Origin of the sequence: Bradyrhizobium tropiciagri (genome assembly GCF_018130505.1) — a bacterium.
GTDB classification, from domain to species: Bacteria; Pseudomonadota; Alphaproteobacteria; order Rhizobiales; family Xanthobacteraceae; genus Bradyrhizobium; species Bradyrhizobium tropiciagri_B.
On the sequence record NZ_JAFCKH010000016.1, the window covers coordinates 38652 to 55094 of the forward strand.

The 16443-nt window shown below is 64.5% G+C and carries 14 protein-coding genes; 9 read left to right on the forward strand and 5 right to left on the reverse strand.

Annotation, left to right across the window (positions count from 1 at the left end):
• Positions 1 to 9 precede the first annotated feature (9 nt).
• The 5 genes from JQ633_RS32280 (at position 10) to JQ633_RS32300 (ending at position 5345) form a co-directional block, all read left to right on the forward strand.
• Positions 10 to 957 carry a Bug family tripartite tricarboxylate transporter substrate binding protein gene (locus JQ633_RS32280; protein ID WP_283812848.1) on the forward strand — a complete coding sequence of 316 codons (948 nt, stop codon included), beginning with the start codon at positions 10 to 12 and terminating at the stop codon, positions 955 to 957.
• Positions 958 to 1188: 231 nt separating this feature from the next.
• Positions 1189 to 2064: an S-methyl-5'-thioadenosine phosphorylase gene (locus JQ633_RS32285; RefSeq protein ID WP_211989842.1), complete on the forward strand. Its 876-nt coding sequence runs from the start codon at positions 1189 to 1191 to the stop codon at positions 2062 to 2064.
• A 28-nt stretch (positions 2065 to 2092) separates the two neighbouring features.
• Positions 2093 to 3196, forward strand: coding sequence for an S-methyl-5-thioribose-1-phosphate isomerase (gene mtnA / locus JQ633_RS32290; protein WP_211989844.1), 1104 nt, complete (start codon positions 2093 to 2095; stop codon positions 3194 to 3196).
• 73 nt (positions 3197 to 3269) lie between these two features.
• Positions 3270 to 3812: a tripartite tricarboxylate transporter TctB family protein gene (locus tag JQ633_RS32295; RefSeq protein ID WP_211989852.1), complete on the forward strand. Its 543-nt coding sequence runs from the start codon at positions 3270 to 3272 to the stop codon at positions 3810 to 3812.
• 21 nt (positions 3813 to 3833) lie between these two features.
• The gene (locus JQ633_RS32300; RefSeq protein WP_211989860.1) at positions 3834 to 5345 is read left to right on the forward strand and encodes a tripartite tricarboxylate transporter permease; all 1512 of its coding nucleotides are present in this window, start codon (positions 3834 to 3836) and stop codon (positions 5343 to 5345) included.
• Positions 5346 to 5349: 4 nt separating this feature from the next.
• Here the strand turns inward: JQ633_RS32300 and JQ633_RS32305 are convergent, their stop codons facing one another.
• A complete protein-coding gene (locus JQ633_RS32305) occupies positions 5350 to 6543 on the reverse strand; it encodes a CaiB/BaiF CoA transferase family protein (protein WP_211989862.1) in 1194 nt (397 codons plus the stop codon).
• Positions 6544 to 6954: 411 nt separating this feature from the next.
• Between JQ633_RS32305 and JQ633_RS32310 the strand changes: the two genes are divergently transcribed.
• The 3 genes from JQ633_RS32310 (at position 6955) to JQ633_RS32320 (ending at position 11385) form a co-directional block, all read left to right on the forward strand.
• Positions 6955 to 9657 (forward strand): M10 family metallopeptidase C-terminal domain-containing protein, encoded by a 2703-nt coding sequence (locus JQ633_RS32310; RefSeq protein ID WP_211989864.1) that lies wholly within the window; start codon positions 6955 to 6957, stop codon positions 9655 to 9657.
• A gap of 133 nt (positions 9658 to 9790) precedes the next feature.
• Positions 9791 to 10459 (forward strand): acetyltransferase, encoded by a 669-nt coding sequence (locus JQ633_RS32315; RefSeq protein WP_211989866.1) that lies wholly within the window; start codon positions 9791 to 9793, stop codon positions 10457 to 10459.
• An 8-nt stretch (positions 10460 to 10467) separates the two neighbouring features.
• A complete protein-coding gene (locus JQ633_RS32320) occupies positions 10468 to 11385 on the forward strand; it encodes a hypothetical protein (RefSeq protein ID WP_211989868.1) in 918 nt (305 codons plus the stop codon).
• A 16-nt stretch (positions 11386 to 11401) separates the two neighbouring features.
• On the opposite strand, the gene JQ633_RS32325 is transcribed toward JQ633_RS32320, so the two are convergent.
• Genes JQ633_RS32325 through JQ633_RS32340 form a run of 4 tightly spaced genes read right to left on the reverse strand, consistent with a single transcriptional unit; the run spans position 11402 to position 15009 of the window.
• The gene (locus tag JQ633_RS32325) at positions 11402 to 12223 is read right to left on the reverse strand and encodes a phytanoyl-CoA dioxygenase family protein (RefSeq protein ID WP_211989870.1); all 822 of its coding nucleotides are present in this window, start codon (positions 12221 to 12223) and stop codon (positions 11402 to 11404) included.
• An 11-nt stretch (positions 12224 to 12234) separates the two neighbouring features.
• Positions 12235 to 13365 (reverse strand): class I SAM-dependent methyltransferase, encoded by a 1131-nt coding sequence (locus JQ633_RS32330; protein ID WP_211989871.1) that lies wholly within the window; start codon positions 13363 to 13365, stop codon positions 12235 to 12237.
• Positions 13362 to 14024 (reverse strand): class I SAM-dependent methyltransferase, encoded by a 663-nt coding sequence (locus JQ633_RS32335; protein WP_211989872.1) that lies wholly within the window; start codon positions 14022 to 14024, stop codon positions 13362 to 13364. The genes JQ633_RS32330 and JQ633_RS32335 overlap by 4 nt, the downstream gene beginning before the upstream one ends.
• Positions 14017 to 15009, reverse strand: a complete 993-nt coding sequence (locus tag JQ633_RS32340; protein WP_211989873.1) for a glycosyltransferase family 2 protein — start codon at positions 15007 to 15009, stop codon at positions 14017 to 14019. The genes JQ633_RS32335 and JQ633_RS32340 overlap by 8 nt, the downstream gene beginning before the upstream one ends.
• A gap of 488 nt (positions 15010 to 15497) precedes the next feature.
• On the opposite strand from JQ633_RS32340, the gene JQ633_RS32345 reads away from it, so the two are divergent.
• Entirely contained in the window at positions 15498 to 16388 is an 891-nt protein-coding gene (locus tag JQ633_RS32345; RefSeq protein WP_211989874.1) for a right-handed parallel beta-helix repeat-containing protein, read from the forward strand.
• Positions 16389 to 16443: the final 55 nt, after the last annotated feature.

The window sequence follows — 16443 nt, forward strand, 5'->3', positions numbered from 1 at the left end:
GTCGCAGCCATGCTGATGAGCGCGCCGGCCTTCGCCGCCTGGGAGCCCAGCAAGCCGGTCGAGATCGTGGTCGCCGCCGGCGCGGGCGGCGCCTCCGACCAGATGGCGCGCATGATGCAGGCCGCGATCCAGAAGAATAATCTGATGAAGCAGCCGATGATCGTCTCGCTGAAGGGCGGCGCATCGGGAGCCGAAGCGCTGATGTACATGAAGTCCAGCGAGGGCGATCCCAACAAGGTGCTGATCGCCTATTCGCTGATCTACATGCTGCCGCTGTCGGCCAAGATTCCCTTCAACTGGCGCGACCTGACGCCGGTCTCCGTGATCGCGCTCGATCAGTTCGTGCTGTGGGACAACGCAAACGGTCCGAAGACCGTCAAGGAGTTCATCGCCGCTGCGAAGGCGGCGAGCAGCCCGTTCAAGATGGGCGGCACCGGCTCCAAGCGCGAAGACCACGTGCTGACCGTCTTCATGGAGCAGAAGACCGGCGCGAAATTCTCCTATCTGCCGTACAAATCCGGCGGCGAGGCCGCGACCCAGCTGGTCGGCGGCCACACCGAATCCAACGTCAACAATCCCAGCGAGAACCTCGAGGTCTGGCGCGCCGGCCAGGTCCGCGCGCTCTGCGTGTTCGACAAGGAGCGCATCTCCTACAAGACCAAGGTCACCGAGACGCAGTCCTGGAACGACATCCCGACCTGCAAGGAGGAGGGGCTCGACGTGCAGTATCTGATGCTGCGCGCGATGTTCCTGCCCGGCAAGGTCACGCAGGAGCAGCAGGCCTTCTATGTCGACCTGTTCCAGAAGGTGACGCAGACGGCGGAGTACAAGGACTACATGGAGAAGCAGGCGCTGAAGCCGATCTTCCTCACCGGCAAGGACATGATCGAGTTCCTGCAGGATGACGACAAGCAGAACGCCACGCTGATGAATGAGGCGGGCTTCGTCGCGAAGTAGTCTGCTTTTGTCGCGGACGATCTCCTGAACGACGTCATTGCACGCGAAGCGCGAACCCGGAATCTCGAGATTCCGGGTTCGACGCTTTCGCATCGCCCCGGAGTGAAGGCGCAAGATCAAATGGCCGTGCGGCCAGAGTCTGCCACATACCTCATCGCCTACTTCAACGCGGATTTGCCTTGCAACTCGCCGGGCCACGGTGATTATTGCGCCGCAGCGTGAGGAGCGATCATGACCAAAGCCGTTCTCGGGATCATCGGCGGATCCGGTATCTACGACCTGCCTGGCCTGGAGAATGTCCGCGAGGAGGCGATCACAAGCCCGTGGGGCGAGCCATCGGCAACGCTCCGCCGCGGCGAGATGGCGGGACTGCCGATCGTGTTCCTGCCGCGGCACGGTCCGGGGCACGTGCTGTCGCCCTCCGACATCAATTACCGCGCCAATATCGACGTCCTGAAGCGGGCAGGGGTCACCGACCTCGTCGCGCTGTCGGCGTGCGGCTCGTTCAAGGAGGAACTGGCGCCGGGCACCTTCGTGCTGGTCGATCAGTTCGTCGATCGCACCCACAAGCGCGAGAGCTCGTTCTTCGGCAGGGGTTGCGTCGCTCATGTCTCGATGGCGCATCCGGTGTCGCCGCTGCTCGTCGCGCATCTGGCTGCGGCGGCTGAGGCCGAGAGCATCGCCTTCGCGCGCGGCGGCACCTATCTCTGCATGGAGGGGCCGCAATTCTCCTCACTGGCGGAGAGCCTGACCTACAAGGCGCAGGGCTATTCGGTGATCGGCATGACCAACATGCCGGAAGCCAAGCTCGCCCGTGAGGCTGAAATCTGCTACGCCAGCGTGGCGATGGTCACCGATTTCGATTGCTGGCACCCCGGCCATGACGCGGTGACGGTGCAGGACATCATCCGCGTGCTGAACTCGAACGCCGAGAAGGCAAAGGCGCTGGTGGCGCGTCTGGCGCGGGATTTTCCGCGCGAGCACGAACCGTGCCCGATCGGATCGGACCGCGCGCTCGATACCGCGCTGATCACGGCGCCGACGGCCCGCGATCCGCAGCTCCTCGCCAAGCTCGATGCCGTCGCCGGGCGGGTGCTCCGGTCCTGAAAAGCGCGCGACGCGAAGGGCGTAGGTCATGAAGGTAGACGGCCGGCATTTCCGCAGCATCTGGCTCGAGCCCGACGGTTGGTCGGTCAGTGCGATCGATCAGCGCCGGCTGCCGCATGAGTTCATCGTCGCGAGGATCACGACGGCGGACGAGGCCGGCGAGGCGATCCGCTCGATGCTGGTGCGCGGTGCGCCATTGATCGGCGCCACCGCGGCCTACGGCATGGCGCTGGCGATGCGCACGGATGCCTCCGACGCAGCGCTCGACCATGCCGGAAAAATGCTGCTCGCGACCCGGCCCACCGCGATCAACCTGAAATGGGCGATCGACGAAATGCAGCGCGTGCTCGTGCCGCTTGCCGCTTCGGCGCGCGCGGAAGCGGCCTATGCCCGCGCCCGCGAGATCGCCGACGAGGATGTCGCGATCAATCGCGATCTCGGCCGCCACGGGCTCGGCCTGATCGAGACCATCGCCGCGACCAAGAAGCCGGGCGAGCCGGTCAACGTCCTCACCCATTGCAATGCCGGCTGGCTTGCAACCGTGGATTGGGGCACCGCGACTTCGCCGATCTACCAGGCGCATGATCGCGGCATTCCCGTCCATGTCTGGGTCGACGAGACCCGCCCGCGCAACCAGGGCGCCTCGCTCACCGCGTGGGAGCTCGGCCACCACGGCGTGCCGCACACGGTGATCCCCGACAACACCGGCGGCCATCTGATGCAGCACCGCATGGTCGACCTCGCGATCGTGGGAACGGACCGCGTCGCCGCCAATGGCGACGTCTGCAACAAGATCGGGACCTATCTGAAGGCGCTGGCGGCGCACGACAATGGCGTGCCGTTCTATGTTGCGCTGCCATCGCCGACCATCGACTTTAGTATCGATGACGGCATCAGGCAGATTCCGATCGAGCAACGTGCCGCCAGCGAAGTCACGCATTTGACCGGGCGCACGGCGGACGGCCGGATCGAGACCGTGCGCGTGGTTCCGGAAGGCTCGCCGGCGGCCAATTTCGGCTTCGACGTGACGCCTGCGCGGCTGGTGACGGGACTGATCACCGAGCGCGGCGTGCTCGAGGCGAACCGTGCTGCACTTGCGAGCACGTTTCCCCAGCGCGCCAGGGCCGGCTGAAGGGCTGCATTGACGGCGATTGCGCCCGCGCGCTATCCCCATGGTTGCCCTCGCAACCCAGACCATTTCATCCATGTCCAACACCGATATTGAGATCGTCGTCGACGATCCGACTGCGCCCGAAGAGAACTCGCCCGCGGTCGCCAGCACCCGCGTCGTCGACATCGTCGTGTCTTTGCTGCTGCTGGCGCTTGCCGTGACGCTCGGCTGGGACAATTGGCGCACCGGCGCATCGTGGGATTCGACCGGACCGCAGCCCGGCTATTTCCCGTTCTATCTCTCGGTGATCCTCGGCGGCGCCAGCCTGTACGGCCTCGGCGCCGCCTTCGTTTCGCGCCGGGAGGCGACTGAGACCTTCGTCACCCGCGCCCAGCTGCGCCGGGTGCTGGCGGTGTTCGTGCCGACGCTGCTGTTCTGCCTCGCCACGCAATATCTCGGGCTCTATGTCGCGAGCTTCCTCCTGATCGCGGGTTTCATGCGCCTGGTCGGCAAGATCGCGCTGTGGAAGTCGGTCCTGACCGCCTTCGTCTTCACCGCCGTGATGTTCGTGACCTTCGACATCGTGTTCGACGTCATCATGCCGAAGGGGCCGCTCGAAGCGGCCCTCGGCCGCTAGCAAACCGACAGGGTTCAAAACATGGAAGCCTTCGGTCTCCTGCTGCACGGCTTTGCCGTCCTTCTCACCGGCAAGACGCTGCTTCTGATGATGGTCGGGCTGGTGCTCGGCATCTTCGTCGGCGTGCTGCCCGGGCTCGGCGGCCCCAACGGCGTCGCGATCCTGCTGCCTTTGACCTTCACGATGGATCCGACCTCCGCCATCGTGATGCTGTCCTGCATCTATTGGGGCGCGCTGTTCGGCGGCGCCATCACCTCGATCCTGTTCAACATCCCCGGCGAGGCCTGGTCGGTCGCGACCACGTTCGACGGCTATCCGATGGCGCAGCAGGGCCGGGCGGCGGAAGCGCTCACCGCGGCGTTCACGTCGTCCTTCATCGGCTCGCTGGTCGCGGTGCTGCTGATCACCTTCCTGGCGCCGATGATCTCGACATTCGCGCTGAAGTTCGGCCCGCCGGAATTCTTCGCGGTCTATCTGCTGACCTTCTGCTCCTTCGTCGGCCTCGGCCGCGAGGCCAAGCACAAGACGGTGATCTCGATGTCGCTCGGCCTGCTGCTCGCCGGCGTCGGCATGGACACCGTGTCCGGGCAGCTGCGCATGACCTTCGGCTCCGCGGAGCTGCTGCGCGGCATCAACTTCCTGGTCGCGGTGATCGGCCTGTTCGGCATCAGCGAAATCCTGCTCACGATGGAGGAGCGCCTGGCGCTGCGCGGCCATGCCGCCGGCATCAGCCTGCGCGTCGTGCTCTCGGTGTGGAAGGATCTGCCGAAATACTGGGTGACGCTGCTGCGCTCCTCGGTAATTGGCTGCTGGCTCGGCATCACGCCGGGCGGCGCGATCGCCGCGTCCTTCATGGGCTATAATCTGGCAAAACGCTTCTCAAAGGACCAGGAGAGCTTTGGCAAGGGCCGCATCGAGGGCGTGTTCGCGCCGGAGACCGCGGCGCACGCCTCCGGCACCTCGGCGCTGCTGCCGATGCTCGCGCTCGGCATTCCCGGCTCCGGCACCGCGGCGATCCTGCTCGGCGGCTTGATGGTGTGGGGGCTCAACCCGGGTCCGCTGCTGTTCGTCGAGCACAAGGATTTCGTCTGGGGCCTGATCGCCTCGATGTATCTCGGCAACGTCGTCGGCCTCGTGCTGGTGCTCACCACGGTGCCGATCTTTGCCTCGATCCTGCGCGTGCCGTTCGCGGCGGTGGCGCCGATGATCGTGGTGTCGTGCGCGATCGGCGCCTATGCGATCCAGAATGCGATGTTCGACATCTGGCTGATGCTCGGCTTCGGCGTGGTCGGCTATGTCTTCAAGAAGATCGGCATTCCGCTCGCGCCGTTCACGCTTGCGCTTGTGCTCGGCAACCGCGCCGAGGACGCGTTCCGCCTGTCGATGATCGGCTCGGGCGGCGACATGAAGGTGTTCTGGTCGAACGGCCTCGTCGGCACCATCACGACGCTGGCGATCCTGCTGCTGTTCTGGCCGGTGATCGACAAGGCCCTGACCAGCGTCACCCGCATGGTGCGGCCGGCCAAGGCGTGAGGTCTTAAACGACCTTGCGCTCGCGGAGCTCGGCGATCTCGTCCGTGTCGAAGCCGAACTCGGCGAGCACTTCCTCGGTCTGCTCGCCGAACTCCGGCGGGCGGGCCGCCATCTTGCTCGGCGTGCGCGACAGCATCACCGGCTGGCTCACCAGCTGGATGTGCCGGTTCTCGTCGTTCGGCACGTGCTGCGCCATGCCGAGATGCTTCACCTGGGCATCCTCGAACATCTGGTCGATCGAATAGATCGGCCCGCACGGCACGCCGGCGGCGTTGAGCTCCTGCACCCAGGTCTCGGTCGACTTCTTTTCGGTCAGCGTGTTGATCTTCGCGTTCAGCGCGTCGCGGTTCTTCGAGCGCGCCGGGGCGGTGGCGTAGTCGGGATCGCTGACCAGCTCGGGCGCGCCGATCGCCTGCGCACAGCGCTCCCAGATCCGGCCGCCCGTGGTGGCGATGTTGATGTAGCCGTCGGAGGTCTTGAACACGCCGGTCGGGATCGAGGTCGGGTGGTTGTTGCCGGCCTGCTTGGCCACTTCCTTTTCCATCAGCCAGCGCGCGGCCTGGAAATCCAGCATGAAGATCTGAGCCTGCAGCAGCGAGGTCTGCACCCACTGGCCTTCGCCGGAGACGTCGCGCTCCAACAACGCAGTGAGGATACCGATCGCGCAGAACAGGCCGGCGGTGAGGTCCGCCACGGGAATGCCGACCCGCATCGGCCCCTCACCGGGCGCGCCGGTCACCGACATCAGCCCGCCCATGCCCTGGGCGATCTGATCGAAGCCCGGACGCTTGTGATAGGGGCCATCCTGCCCGAAGCCGGAGATGCTGCCATAGACGATCTTCGGATTGATCTTGCGCACGCTCTCATAGTCGATGCCGAGCTTGCTCTTCACGTCCGGGCGGAAGTTCTCGACGATGACGTCGGCCTGCTCGGCCAGCCGCTTGAACACCTCGAGCCCCTTCGGGTCCTTCAGGTTCAGCGTCATGGCGCGCTTGTTGCGGTGCAGGTTCTGGAAGTCGGAGCCGCCGCGCGGACCGCCCGGCTGCTCGCCGCCACCGTCTTCCAGCAGCGCATCGATCTTGATGACATTGGCGCCCCAGTCGGCCAGCTGACGAACGCAGGTCGGTCCCGAACGGACGCGGGTCAGATCCAGCACGGTGAAACGGGACAGGGCTTGGGACGCGCGGGGAAAGGGCATTGAGACACCTCTTGTTCGGCGGGCCGCCGCGGGTTTGGGGCCTGTTCTGGCTTAGCCAATTTGGCTCGCCTTTCCAACCGTCGCCCCGCCGGAAAGGGCGATCAGCGGTCGGCATTTCGGAATAGCGGTTCCGCGTAGAACTACGGGGCGGCGGCGAGGCAATCCACAGGCCTGTACGGCACGCATCCCAAAACAGCGCGGAACCGGCCTCGAGATTCCGATCTTTTCAACCATTGGTCGGCATTCTCTCAAGCGCCTTAATACTGTGCCAATAACGTTGTTGCACGATCCTGGTAAGCGTATGTCGCTTGGCGATGCCATTGAGGCCGGTCGGGCGATCATCCGGGACATTAACCCCCAGCTACGGTCGGTTTGATGCGAAGAGGCTACGGGCTTTCCGACGATGTCGGAATGTTTCAGGGGTTCGACGGCTGGGATGACGTTGGTTTCGCCGCGCCACCATCGGGCCCTGCAACACGCGTGGCCGACGACTCCAATTCGCTGGGAGATCCCGGCGATCAGTTTCCGCTTGCGGCCGGCGCGGCTGCCACAGGTACGAGCGCGGCCGGTGTCAAGCCGGTGGCGACGATCCCGCAGCTCGCCAACTATCTGACCAACGGGTTCTGGGCGTACAACAACGCGCTGTCCCATCATTGGGGCTCCAACACGATCAGCTACAACGTCAACGGACTGAATGCCTCCGAGAAGGCGCTCGCACGTTCGGCGCTTGCAGCCTGGCACGACGTTGCCAATGTCAACTTCGTCGAGACGACCGGGTCCGCCAACATCACGTTCGTGCACACCGGCACGATGACGGCCGTCACCAACGCCAGCTGGACCGGCGCCGGCCTCATGACCTCGGCGACTGTCGACATCAGTTCGGACTGGATCACCAACGACGGCGGCGCCCGCGACGGCAAGACTGGCCTCGATAGCTACGGGTACCAGACCTATATCCACGAGATCGGTCACGCACTCGGGCTCGGTCACCAGGGGCCTTATAACGGCAGCGCGAGCTATTCGAGCAACGCGATCTACGCCAACGACACCTGGCAATATTCGATCATGTCTTACTTTCCGGAAGACAACTATTCCGGAAGTACCTACCGCTACGTGATCACGCCGCAGATGGCCGACATCTACGCTGCAGGCTTGATCTACGGTGCGGCGACCGCGACGCGAACCGACAACACGGTCTACGGTTTCAGCAGCAATGCGGGCGGGGTTTACGATTTCAGCAGCTTCAACCCGCCGCCGGCGCTGACGATCTACGATAGCGGTGGGGTCGATACGCTCGACTGCTCCGGCTATGGCGTCGCGCAGACGATCGATCTGCATCCGGGAGCTTTCTCGTCGGTGGGCGGACTGGTCAACAATATCGGGATTGCCACCAACACCATCATCGAGGCAGCGATCGGCGGCTCCGGCAACGATACGATGATCGCGAATGACTTTGGCTGCACCCTCTTGGCCGGCCCCGGCAACGACACGCTGATCGGCGGAGCCGGCGCCGACCGGCTGGTTGCAGGCTCCGGCGCCGACGACATGGCCGGCGGCGGCGGCGCCGATATCTTCGTCTTTGCAGCCGGTGACGTGACGGCAGCGAGCGGCACGCATGATCTGATCGAGGACTTTGCATCGGGCGCGGACCTGATCGATCTCAGCGGCCTCGGCGCATTCACGTTCATCGGCGCGTCGCCCTTCGGCAACAGCGCCGACCAACTCGATTACAGCTACGACAGCGCACTCGGCGTGACGACGCTCAGGGGTGACATCGATGGCGACGGCATCGCCGATTTCGCCATCGATCTGACCGGCAGCATCACCTTGCTGGCGTCCGATTTGATCGGGCTCAATCTCATTTCGATTCCGGATCCGGTCTCCGATCCGGTACCCCTTCCGGTCGGAGTCACATCGCTCAACATCGTGACCGGTGCCACGCGCGTCATCACGTCCAACCTTCTGCACGCAAGCGACAGCGCCGATGCCGCGCAATTGCACTACACGATTGTAAGCGCGCCGGCGCATGGCACGTTGTTGCTGGGCGGCGTGGCTACGACATCGTTCACCCAGGCGGACATCGACAATGGACTCGTCACCTATCACGAGACCGGCCTCGGGGTCTCCGCCGACAGCTTTGAGTTCTCGGTCTCGAATCCGTCAGGGTCGACGTCGGGGCTGCTCACCTTTCACGTGGATATCGACACCAGCAACGCCAGCGCGCACTATGCGACCGGCTTGTTCAATGCCGATCAACGCAGCGACATCCTTTGGTACAACGACAACGGTGCGGTATCGCTGTGGGATAATGGCCAGTCGAGTGCTGCACACTGGATCTCGAATCCGGGGCTCGTCGTCAGCAGTTCGCACATCGCCGGAATCGGCAATTTCGACGGCAGCGGCCAGAGCGACATTCTGTGGCAGAACGACAGCGGCCAGGTGTTCATCTGGGACAACGGTCAGCCGGGCGCCAGCCACACGGTGGCCGATCCCGGCGTCGTCCCGAACGGTTGGCAGATTGCCGGCGTTGGCGATTTCGACGGCAACGGCCGTTCGGACATCCTGTGGCACAACGAGGTTGGCACGGTGTCGATCTGGGATAACGGCCAGATCAACGGCGCGCACTGGATCGCCAATCCCGGCGTCGTTCCGGACAACTGGCACATCGCCGGTGTCGGCGATTTCGACGGCAACGGCCATTCGGATATTCTGTGGCAGAACGACAATGGCGCGGTCTCGATCTGGGATGATGGCCAGATCAGCAAGGCCCACATCGTGGCCAGTTCGGGTGTGGTTCCCGACACCTTTCATATCGCCGGTGTCGGCGATTTCGACGGCAACGGCCATTCGGATATTCTGTGGCAGAACGACAATGGCGCGGTCTCGATCTGGAATGACGGCCAGATCAGCGGGGCTCATACCGTGGCCAATCCCGGTGTCGTTCCCGACACTTATCATATCGCCGGCGTCGGCGATTTCGACGGCAACGGCCGTTCGGATATTCTCTGGCAAAACGACAACGGCGCGGTCTCGGTCTGGGATAATGGCCAGCTCTCCGGCGCCCACATGATATCCAGCGCCGGCCTGGTGCCGGGCAGCTGGCATATTGCCTAGGACGTCGAATGCGTGCGAAGTGAGTGGGCCGTGGTCGGCGCCGAGCCGGCCGGCGGCTGCCTTTTCCGGTTGTTGGCCCGTTCGTCTCGAATGGGTCACCGGATCGGAGACACCGCATTTCGGAGAAATCGCATTGACGGCACAGCGCATCGTTATCTTCGGGACCGGCGAGATCGCGGAGCTGGCGGATTTCTATTTCACGCATGATTCCGGTTATGACGTTGCAGGCTTCACCGTTGACGGCGCTTTTCTGAAGCAGAGCGAATTTCGCGGCCGGCCGGTCGTCGCGTTCGAGGATGTCGCCGAGAAATACGCGCCCGACCAGTTCGGCATGTTCGTCGCGGTGAGCTACGCCAAGATCAATGCCGTTCGCGCCGAGAAGGTTGCCGCCGCGCGCGCCAAGGGCTACCGGCTCGCGACCTATCTGAGCAGCCGCGCGACCGTGTTTCCCGGTTTCACGCCGGGAGAAAACTGCTTCATCCTCGAGGACAACACCATCCAGCCGTTCGCGCAGGTCGGCGCCAACGTCACGCTGTGGAGCGGCAACCATATCGGCCACCACTCGGTGATCGAGGACGACGTGTTCCTGGCTTCGCATGTCGTGGTGTCCGGCGGCGTGCGGATCGGGCAGGGAAGCTTTGTCGGCGTCAACGTCACGATCCGCGATCATGTGACCATCGGCAAGAAGTCGGTGCTGGGCGCCGGGGCGCTGGTGCTGGAGGACCAGCCGGACTTCTCCGTGCTCGCGCCGCGCGGAACGGAACGCTCGCCGGTGCCGAGCACGCGGCTGCGAAAGCTGTGAGGCGCTGAATGGCCTGGCGCCGTCTCGGTTCGGTATTTTCTCCCGCCGGAGATCAGCCCTGGGCGCGCAGCCATGCCGCGCTGCCGACGCCCCTTCATCTCGGTGACGACGTGTTCCGCGTCTTCTACAGCGCGCGCGATGCGCAGGCGCGCTCGCATGTCGGATGGGCGGACGTCGAGCTCTCCGAGACGCCGCGGGTCAAGGGTGTCTCGCCGCAGCCGGTTCTCGCGCCCGGAGCGGACGGCGCGTTCGACGACAGCGGAATCGGGATCGGCTGCGTGGTCGCGTCGGGCGGCATGCATTCGCTCTATTACATGGGCTGGAATCTCGGCGTCCGCTCGGCCTGGCGCAATGCGATCGGTCTGGCGCAATCGAAGGCGCTGGAGGCGCCGTTCGCGCGGTTCTCGCCCGGCCCGATTCTCGATCGCTCGCCGGAAGATCCGTACACGCTGTCATATCCCTGGGTGCTCCGGTTGGGACCGCAGGACTGGCGGATGTGGTACGGCTCCAACCTTGTCCCTTCGGTGAGCGGCACGGACTTGCGGCACGCGATCAAGTTCGCGCGGTCGCAGGATGGAATCCACTGGGACAGGTCAGCCGCGCCTGTCGTTGGTTTCGCAGCATCAGATGAATACGCACTGGCGCGCCCGACGGTGGTCGTCGTCGCAGGCAAATTCCTGATGTGCTTTGCCTGCCGCGGCCCGAACTATCGGATCGGTGCCGCCGTCAGTGACGACGGCGTCAACTGGCGACGGCTCGACGCGGTGATGGGCCTTGGTCCGGCGGGCGAGAGCTGGGAGAGCGAGATGACCTGCTACCCGGCGCTGTTGTGGCATCGCGAGCGGCTGTGGCTCGCCTATAACGGCAATGGCTACGGGCAAACCGGCATCGGGTTCGCGATCTGGGACGGCGAGCTTCCGTTCTAGCGCCCGGCGGAGTGCGTCATGATTTTGCCGCGCGGCCGGCCAGGTATTCGGTGACGGATCTCGGCTGGGGAACGTCGTACCCCAGGAGCCGCCTGAGCTCGGGACTGGTGGTGAAGTCCGCTCCCAGCGCTGCCGGCAGATCGATCTGCTGGCGCAGCAGCGGGATCGAATAGACGTGGTTGACCGCGCGGCGGGGCTGCGGCGAGACGTTGACGCCGCCGCTATGGAACACCATGCAGTCGAGCACGATGAACGAGCCCGCGGGCGCCGTGACGTTCAGCGCCTGGGTGCCGACGAAATGGTCCGACGGAAACGCCTCCATCCGGTGCGACGCCGGCAGCACCATGGTGGCGCCGTTCTCGATCGTGAATGCGTCGAGGCAGAACAGCGCGTTGATCGCGAGCGGACGCGACGAGACGAAATGCTGATACGGCAGGTCGCGATGCCAGGCGCCCTGATTGTATCGCATCCCGTTCGGCGGATTGATGATGCCGTTCTGCTGATTGAGGATCGCATAGCCGGCGATCAGGCAGCGGCAGATCTCCTGGATCCTGCTGTTGGTCGCCAGCTCGAGGAACAGGCTTTCATAGGCCAGCGGCAGGCGGATCGTATTGTGCTCGTCGATGGCTTTCAGCGCGTCGACACCGCCATGTTCGCCGGCGTGACGTTCCTTCGCGCGGTCGAATGCCTGCGACAGCGCGCTCAGCCATTCGGCGTCGTAGCCGCCGTCGATGACGCCGTAGCCGAGTTGGCGGATCTGCTCGCAGGTGCGCTCGACATCGGTTTCGGATGTTGTCTGCTGGCTGACGCCGTAACGTCGGGGAGGATTTTGGTGCATCAGGCTCGCGCTCAACGGGGGATCAGGTCATTCCATGTGATCGGCTGCAGACCGTCGCGGTTCAGCCGTTCGGCAAGTACGGCCTGCACGTGGGGCGACGTGGCGACCAGCACGCCGCAGCCGGGATGCTGCACGATGTCTTGATAGGGTACAACCGCCGGGCCCAGCGTCCAAGCCTCGGTGGGGTCGTCAACGGCGATCGCATCGACGCGCGACCAGGTCTTCGGCGCATAGGCGCGGAGCAGGGCGGCCGTCTGCCCGCCGCCGAACGCCACCAGGCGAGCGGCAGATGCACTCCGTTCGAGCAGGATCTGATCGAGGCCGGCCCAGCGGCCGAGATAACCGTTGCGCTCGGCGAGAAGCTCCGGCGGCGGGCCAGCCGGCGGGGTGGTCGCGTCGGCGGCATGCGCCTCGAGGACCACCATCTGAAAGTCGCCGATCTCGCGCGGGGCTGACACTTGCCGCTTGGCGGCAAGGGAAGCTGCCGAGCTCGCAGCAAGCAGGGCCGCTTGCGTCAGGCTGTAGAGATGGTCGAAGAACAGCAGTTCAAGATTGGGCGGACGTGCCTCGGGGCAGATGATGACGATCCGCCCGTCCGGCGCGAGGCGCGACCGCAGTGCCCTGAGGAACGTAGCGGGCGCTTCCGTGTGCTCGATCACATTGACCGCGATGATGAGGTCGAACCGCCCGGCATCGTCGGGAATGTCCTCCACGAAGCCGCGCGCCAGCCGAAGCCTTTCGTTGGATGGGTCCGTTTCCGGCAATGCGGGGTCGAGACCAAAGCCGCGTGCGGCGGGCCAGGCTTGCAGCAGCTCCCGCAGCAATGCTCCCGAGCCGCAGCCGACTTCCAATATGTTTAGCGGGGCCGCACATTCGGCGCGGATCCAGTTGCAATAGGCACGGGCGCGCTGGGCGTCGGATTTGGGCGACGACCGCGCCAGCGCATAGGCGTCGTCGTAGATGGTTCGCACCTCGGCGCTGGAGATGCCGGATGCATGAAACGCGGCCCCACAGCAGAGGCACGCCATTTTGGCCAGCGGCCGCTGAACGATCCGTCCATCGCTCAGCATCGATTGGCCGGGATGCGGCCATGCGAGTCCGGCAGCCTCGCCGGCACAAATCGGACAGCGCGCCTCCGTCACGGCTGCGGCCTTGGCGGCGGCGCGACCTGCCCATGCCGGACCAGCACCGTGAACTCGTACAGGCCATAGTCCTGTAGCAGCGCGACCGACCGGCCATAGCGCGACAGACAATGGCTGAGCATCCGCGCCGGATCGGCGTAATAGAGATGCGCTCGCCGCTTCTCCGGATCGCTCGACAGGCTGAGGATGTTGAAGCCGAAGCCGTGGCGGCTGGCCTGCGCGAGAACGTCGAGCGTTCGATCGATGTAGTCGGCCCAGGCCGCGTCCGGCGTATCTCCCCTGACATTGAAGATGCCGCTGGCGATCGCGAAATCGAACACGCCCTCGGGCGTCGCGCCGACGCACCAGCGCGCGCCGGTCTCGCCATGCAGCTCGCGCGCCTTGTCGATCATGGCCGGCGCGACGTCATAGCCGGTGAATTGCCCCCGGAAGCCGCTGCTGCGCAGAAAGCTCAGGAAGTCGCCGAAGCCGCAGCCGAGATCGAGGACGGACGCATCCGGCGCATCCGCCACCAGCCGCAGGAACTGGCGATGCCGGAGCTGATGCGATTCCGGGCCGTTCCAGTCGACGCCGCGCGGCGTGGCGCCATGCTCCTCGAGCTTGGCGGAATAATATTGCGCAACCTCGGACAGCAGCCTTGCGTGTGCCGGCTCAGTCACGGCGACTGTCCGCGCTGGCATGGAGCGGAGAGGCGATTCCCGTCGGTTCGCGCACCGGTGTTGCGGCGCTGCGATGGATGCGGCGGATCACGCTGTAGGGCCGCCGCTTGGTCTCGGCCAGGATGTTTGCCATGTAGATTCCCAGCACGCCCAGAATGAGTGTGATCAGGCCCCCGAGGAACCAGATCGAGATGATCTGGGACGTGTAGCCGCCGACCCCAATGCCTGATGTCGCATAGCGCACGAGGTAGAATGCGATCAACCCGATCGAGGCAACGAAAATGAACAGGCCGAGATAGAAGATCAAATAGAGCAGCCGGGTCGAGGATGTCGTCAGGTGCTTCACGGCGATGTCGATCCGCTTCCAGACCGAATAGGTCGACGGCGAACGCGACAACTTCTCGACCTGGATCTGGTTCTGCCGGAATCCGGTGGTTTGCCAGAGGTCGGATATGACAAACTCACGATCGCGGTGCCGAACCAGCGCCTTGACATAGTCCGCCGTCATCAGCCGTGCGGTCACCAGGTTCCGCGGCAGCGGCCGGTCGCCGAGCGCATCCATCAGCATGAAGAACAGGCTTCGGCCGGCGCGCGCGAGCCGGCCGCCATGCTTGGTCTCCTGCACGCCGTAGACGACGTCGCTGTCACCGCGCTGAAACCGCTGGTAGAACAGGGCGATGTCTTCCGGATTCTCCTCCAGGTCGCTGTCGATCAGGAACACAAGTTCGCCGCGAGCCTGGGCAAGGCCGGTCATCATCGCCTTGTAGTGCCCGAAATTGCGCGCCAGATCGACCACCACCACCCGCGGGTCCTGGCGATGCAGTTCGAGGGCGATGTCGAGGCTGTTGTCCGGCGATCCATCATTGACGATCACCATCTCGACTTCGCCGAAGATCGCGTCAGCCGCCTGCATCATTCGCCGGTAGAACGCCTCGATCGTGGGGGCGGATCGATAGAGCGTCGTCACGATGGAGACTTTTACCATGATGTCCTGGGTGAATTGGGCCGGCTCGCCGCCCCGATATCGGAACTACAGCCCTGATTTTATTGGGATCGGCACCCGCGAGCAAGGAGATGCATGCCCCTTCGGCGCCTCCGGTGAGGCACGCCGCCGGAGGCGGGCACCCCAACCCGGCGTGCCGAAATCGTCGGATCGCGGTCGTCTTACTGTTACGAAATTGTCGCTCGCGTAGGGTGTATTGCTGGTGCGGGGCCGCTCTCAATCTAACGTTGCGACGCGGCATCGATATATCCGATCTCATTGAACCATTCCGGCACTCGCCGTACTTACTGCTTAGCTGGGCTGGGTTCGTCTTCCGGCGAGTACCTCGGTTCAGTTGACTCCCGAAACTTATAGTTCAGTTGCCGGCCGCAATGCCCCTTGTTCGGTTTTGCAGTACGGGTTTTACGACGCCGGGAGAAGGTTTTGGGACGGATGAATATTGCGTTCAATTTTCAGGAGGAGATTCCAATATGCGCCGCATAGCCTTGCTCACAATCGCCGCTGGCCTGTTCCTTCCCGTTCTTGCTTCCGCCCCGGCCCACGCCCAGGCGACCCGCACCTGGGTCTCCGGCGTCGGCGATGACGCCAACCCGTGCAGCCGTACCGCGCCCTGCAAGACCTTTGCCGGCGCGATCTCCAAGACCGCCGCACAAGGAGAGATCAACTGCCTGGATCCCGGCGGGTTCGGTGGTCTCACCATCACGAAGGCCATCACCGTCAACTGTCACGAAATCTTGGGCTCGGTGCTGGTCGCCGGGACCAACGGCATCAACATCAATGCCGGCGTGGCCGACCGCGTCGTGCTCCGCAATCTGCAGATCCAGGGTCTCGGACCCACGGGCGTCAATGCAGGCCTCGTCGGCGTGAAGATCTTCCAGGCCGGATCGGTGTCGATCGAGGACTGCGTCATCACGCAGTTCGGCCAGCAGGGCATCCTCGATCAGCGTACCAACGCGGGCGGCAAACTGCTGGTGAAGGATACCGTGCTCTCGCTTAACGGCGGCGCCGGAATCTCGGTCGCCGGAGCCGCGACCAACAATGCGACGCTGGATAACGTCCGCTCCTACAACAACACCTTCGGGATTGCCGTCGGCAACGGCAACAACGTCACCATCAAGCGCTCGGACTTCTCCAGCAACAGCACCGGCATGACCGCCGATCCCGGCGCCCAGATCAGCGTGAACAGCAGCGCGATCAACAGCAATGCGACCGGTGTGAACGGCTCCGGCATCCGCGTGTCGGATTCCGACATCAACTTCAACACGACCGCCGCGTTTGCCGGCACGCCGACGAGCTTCGGAACCAACCGGCTGGTCGGAAATGCGGCGACCGGTACGTTCAACACGGCTGCTCAGCAATAACAACGGTTCCCGTCTCGACGGGCAGAACCCCGGGCGCTCGCGCCCGGGGTTCATT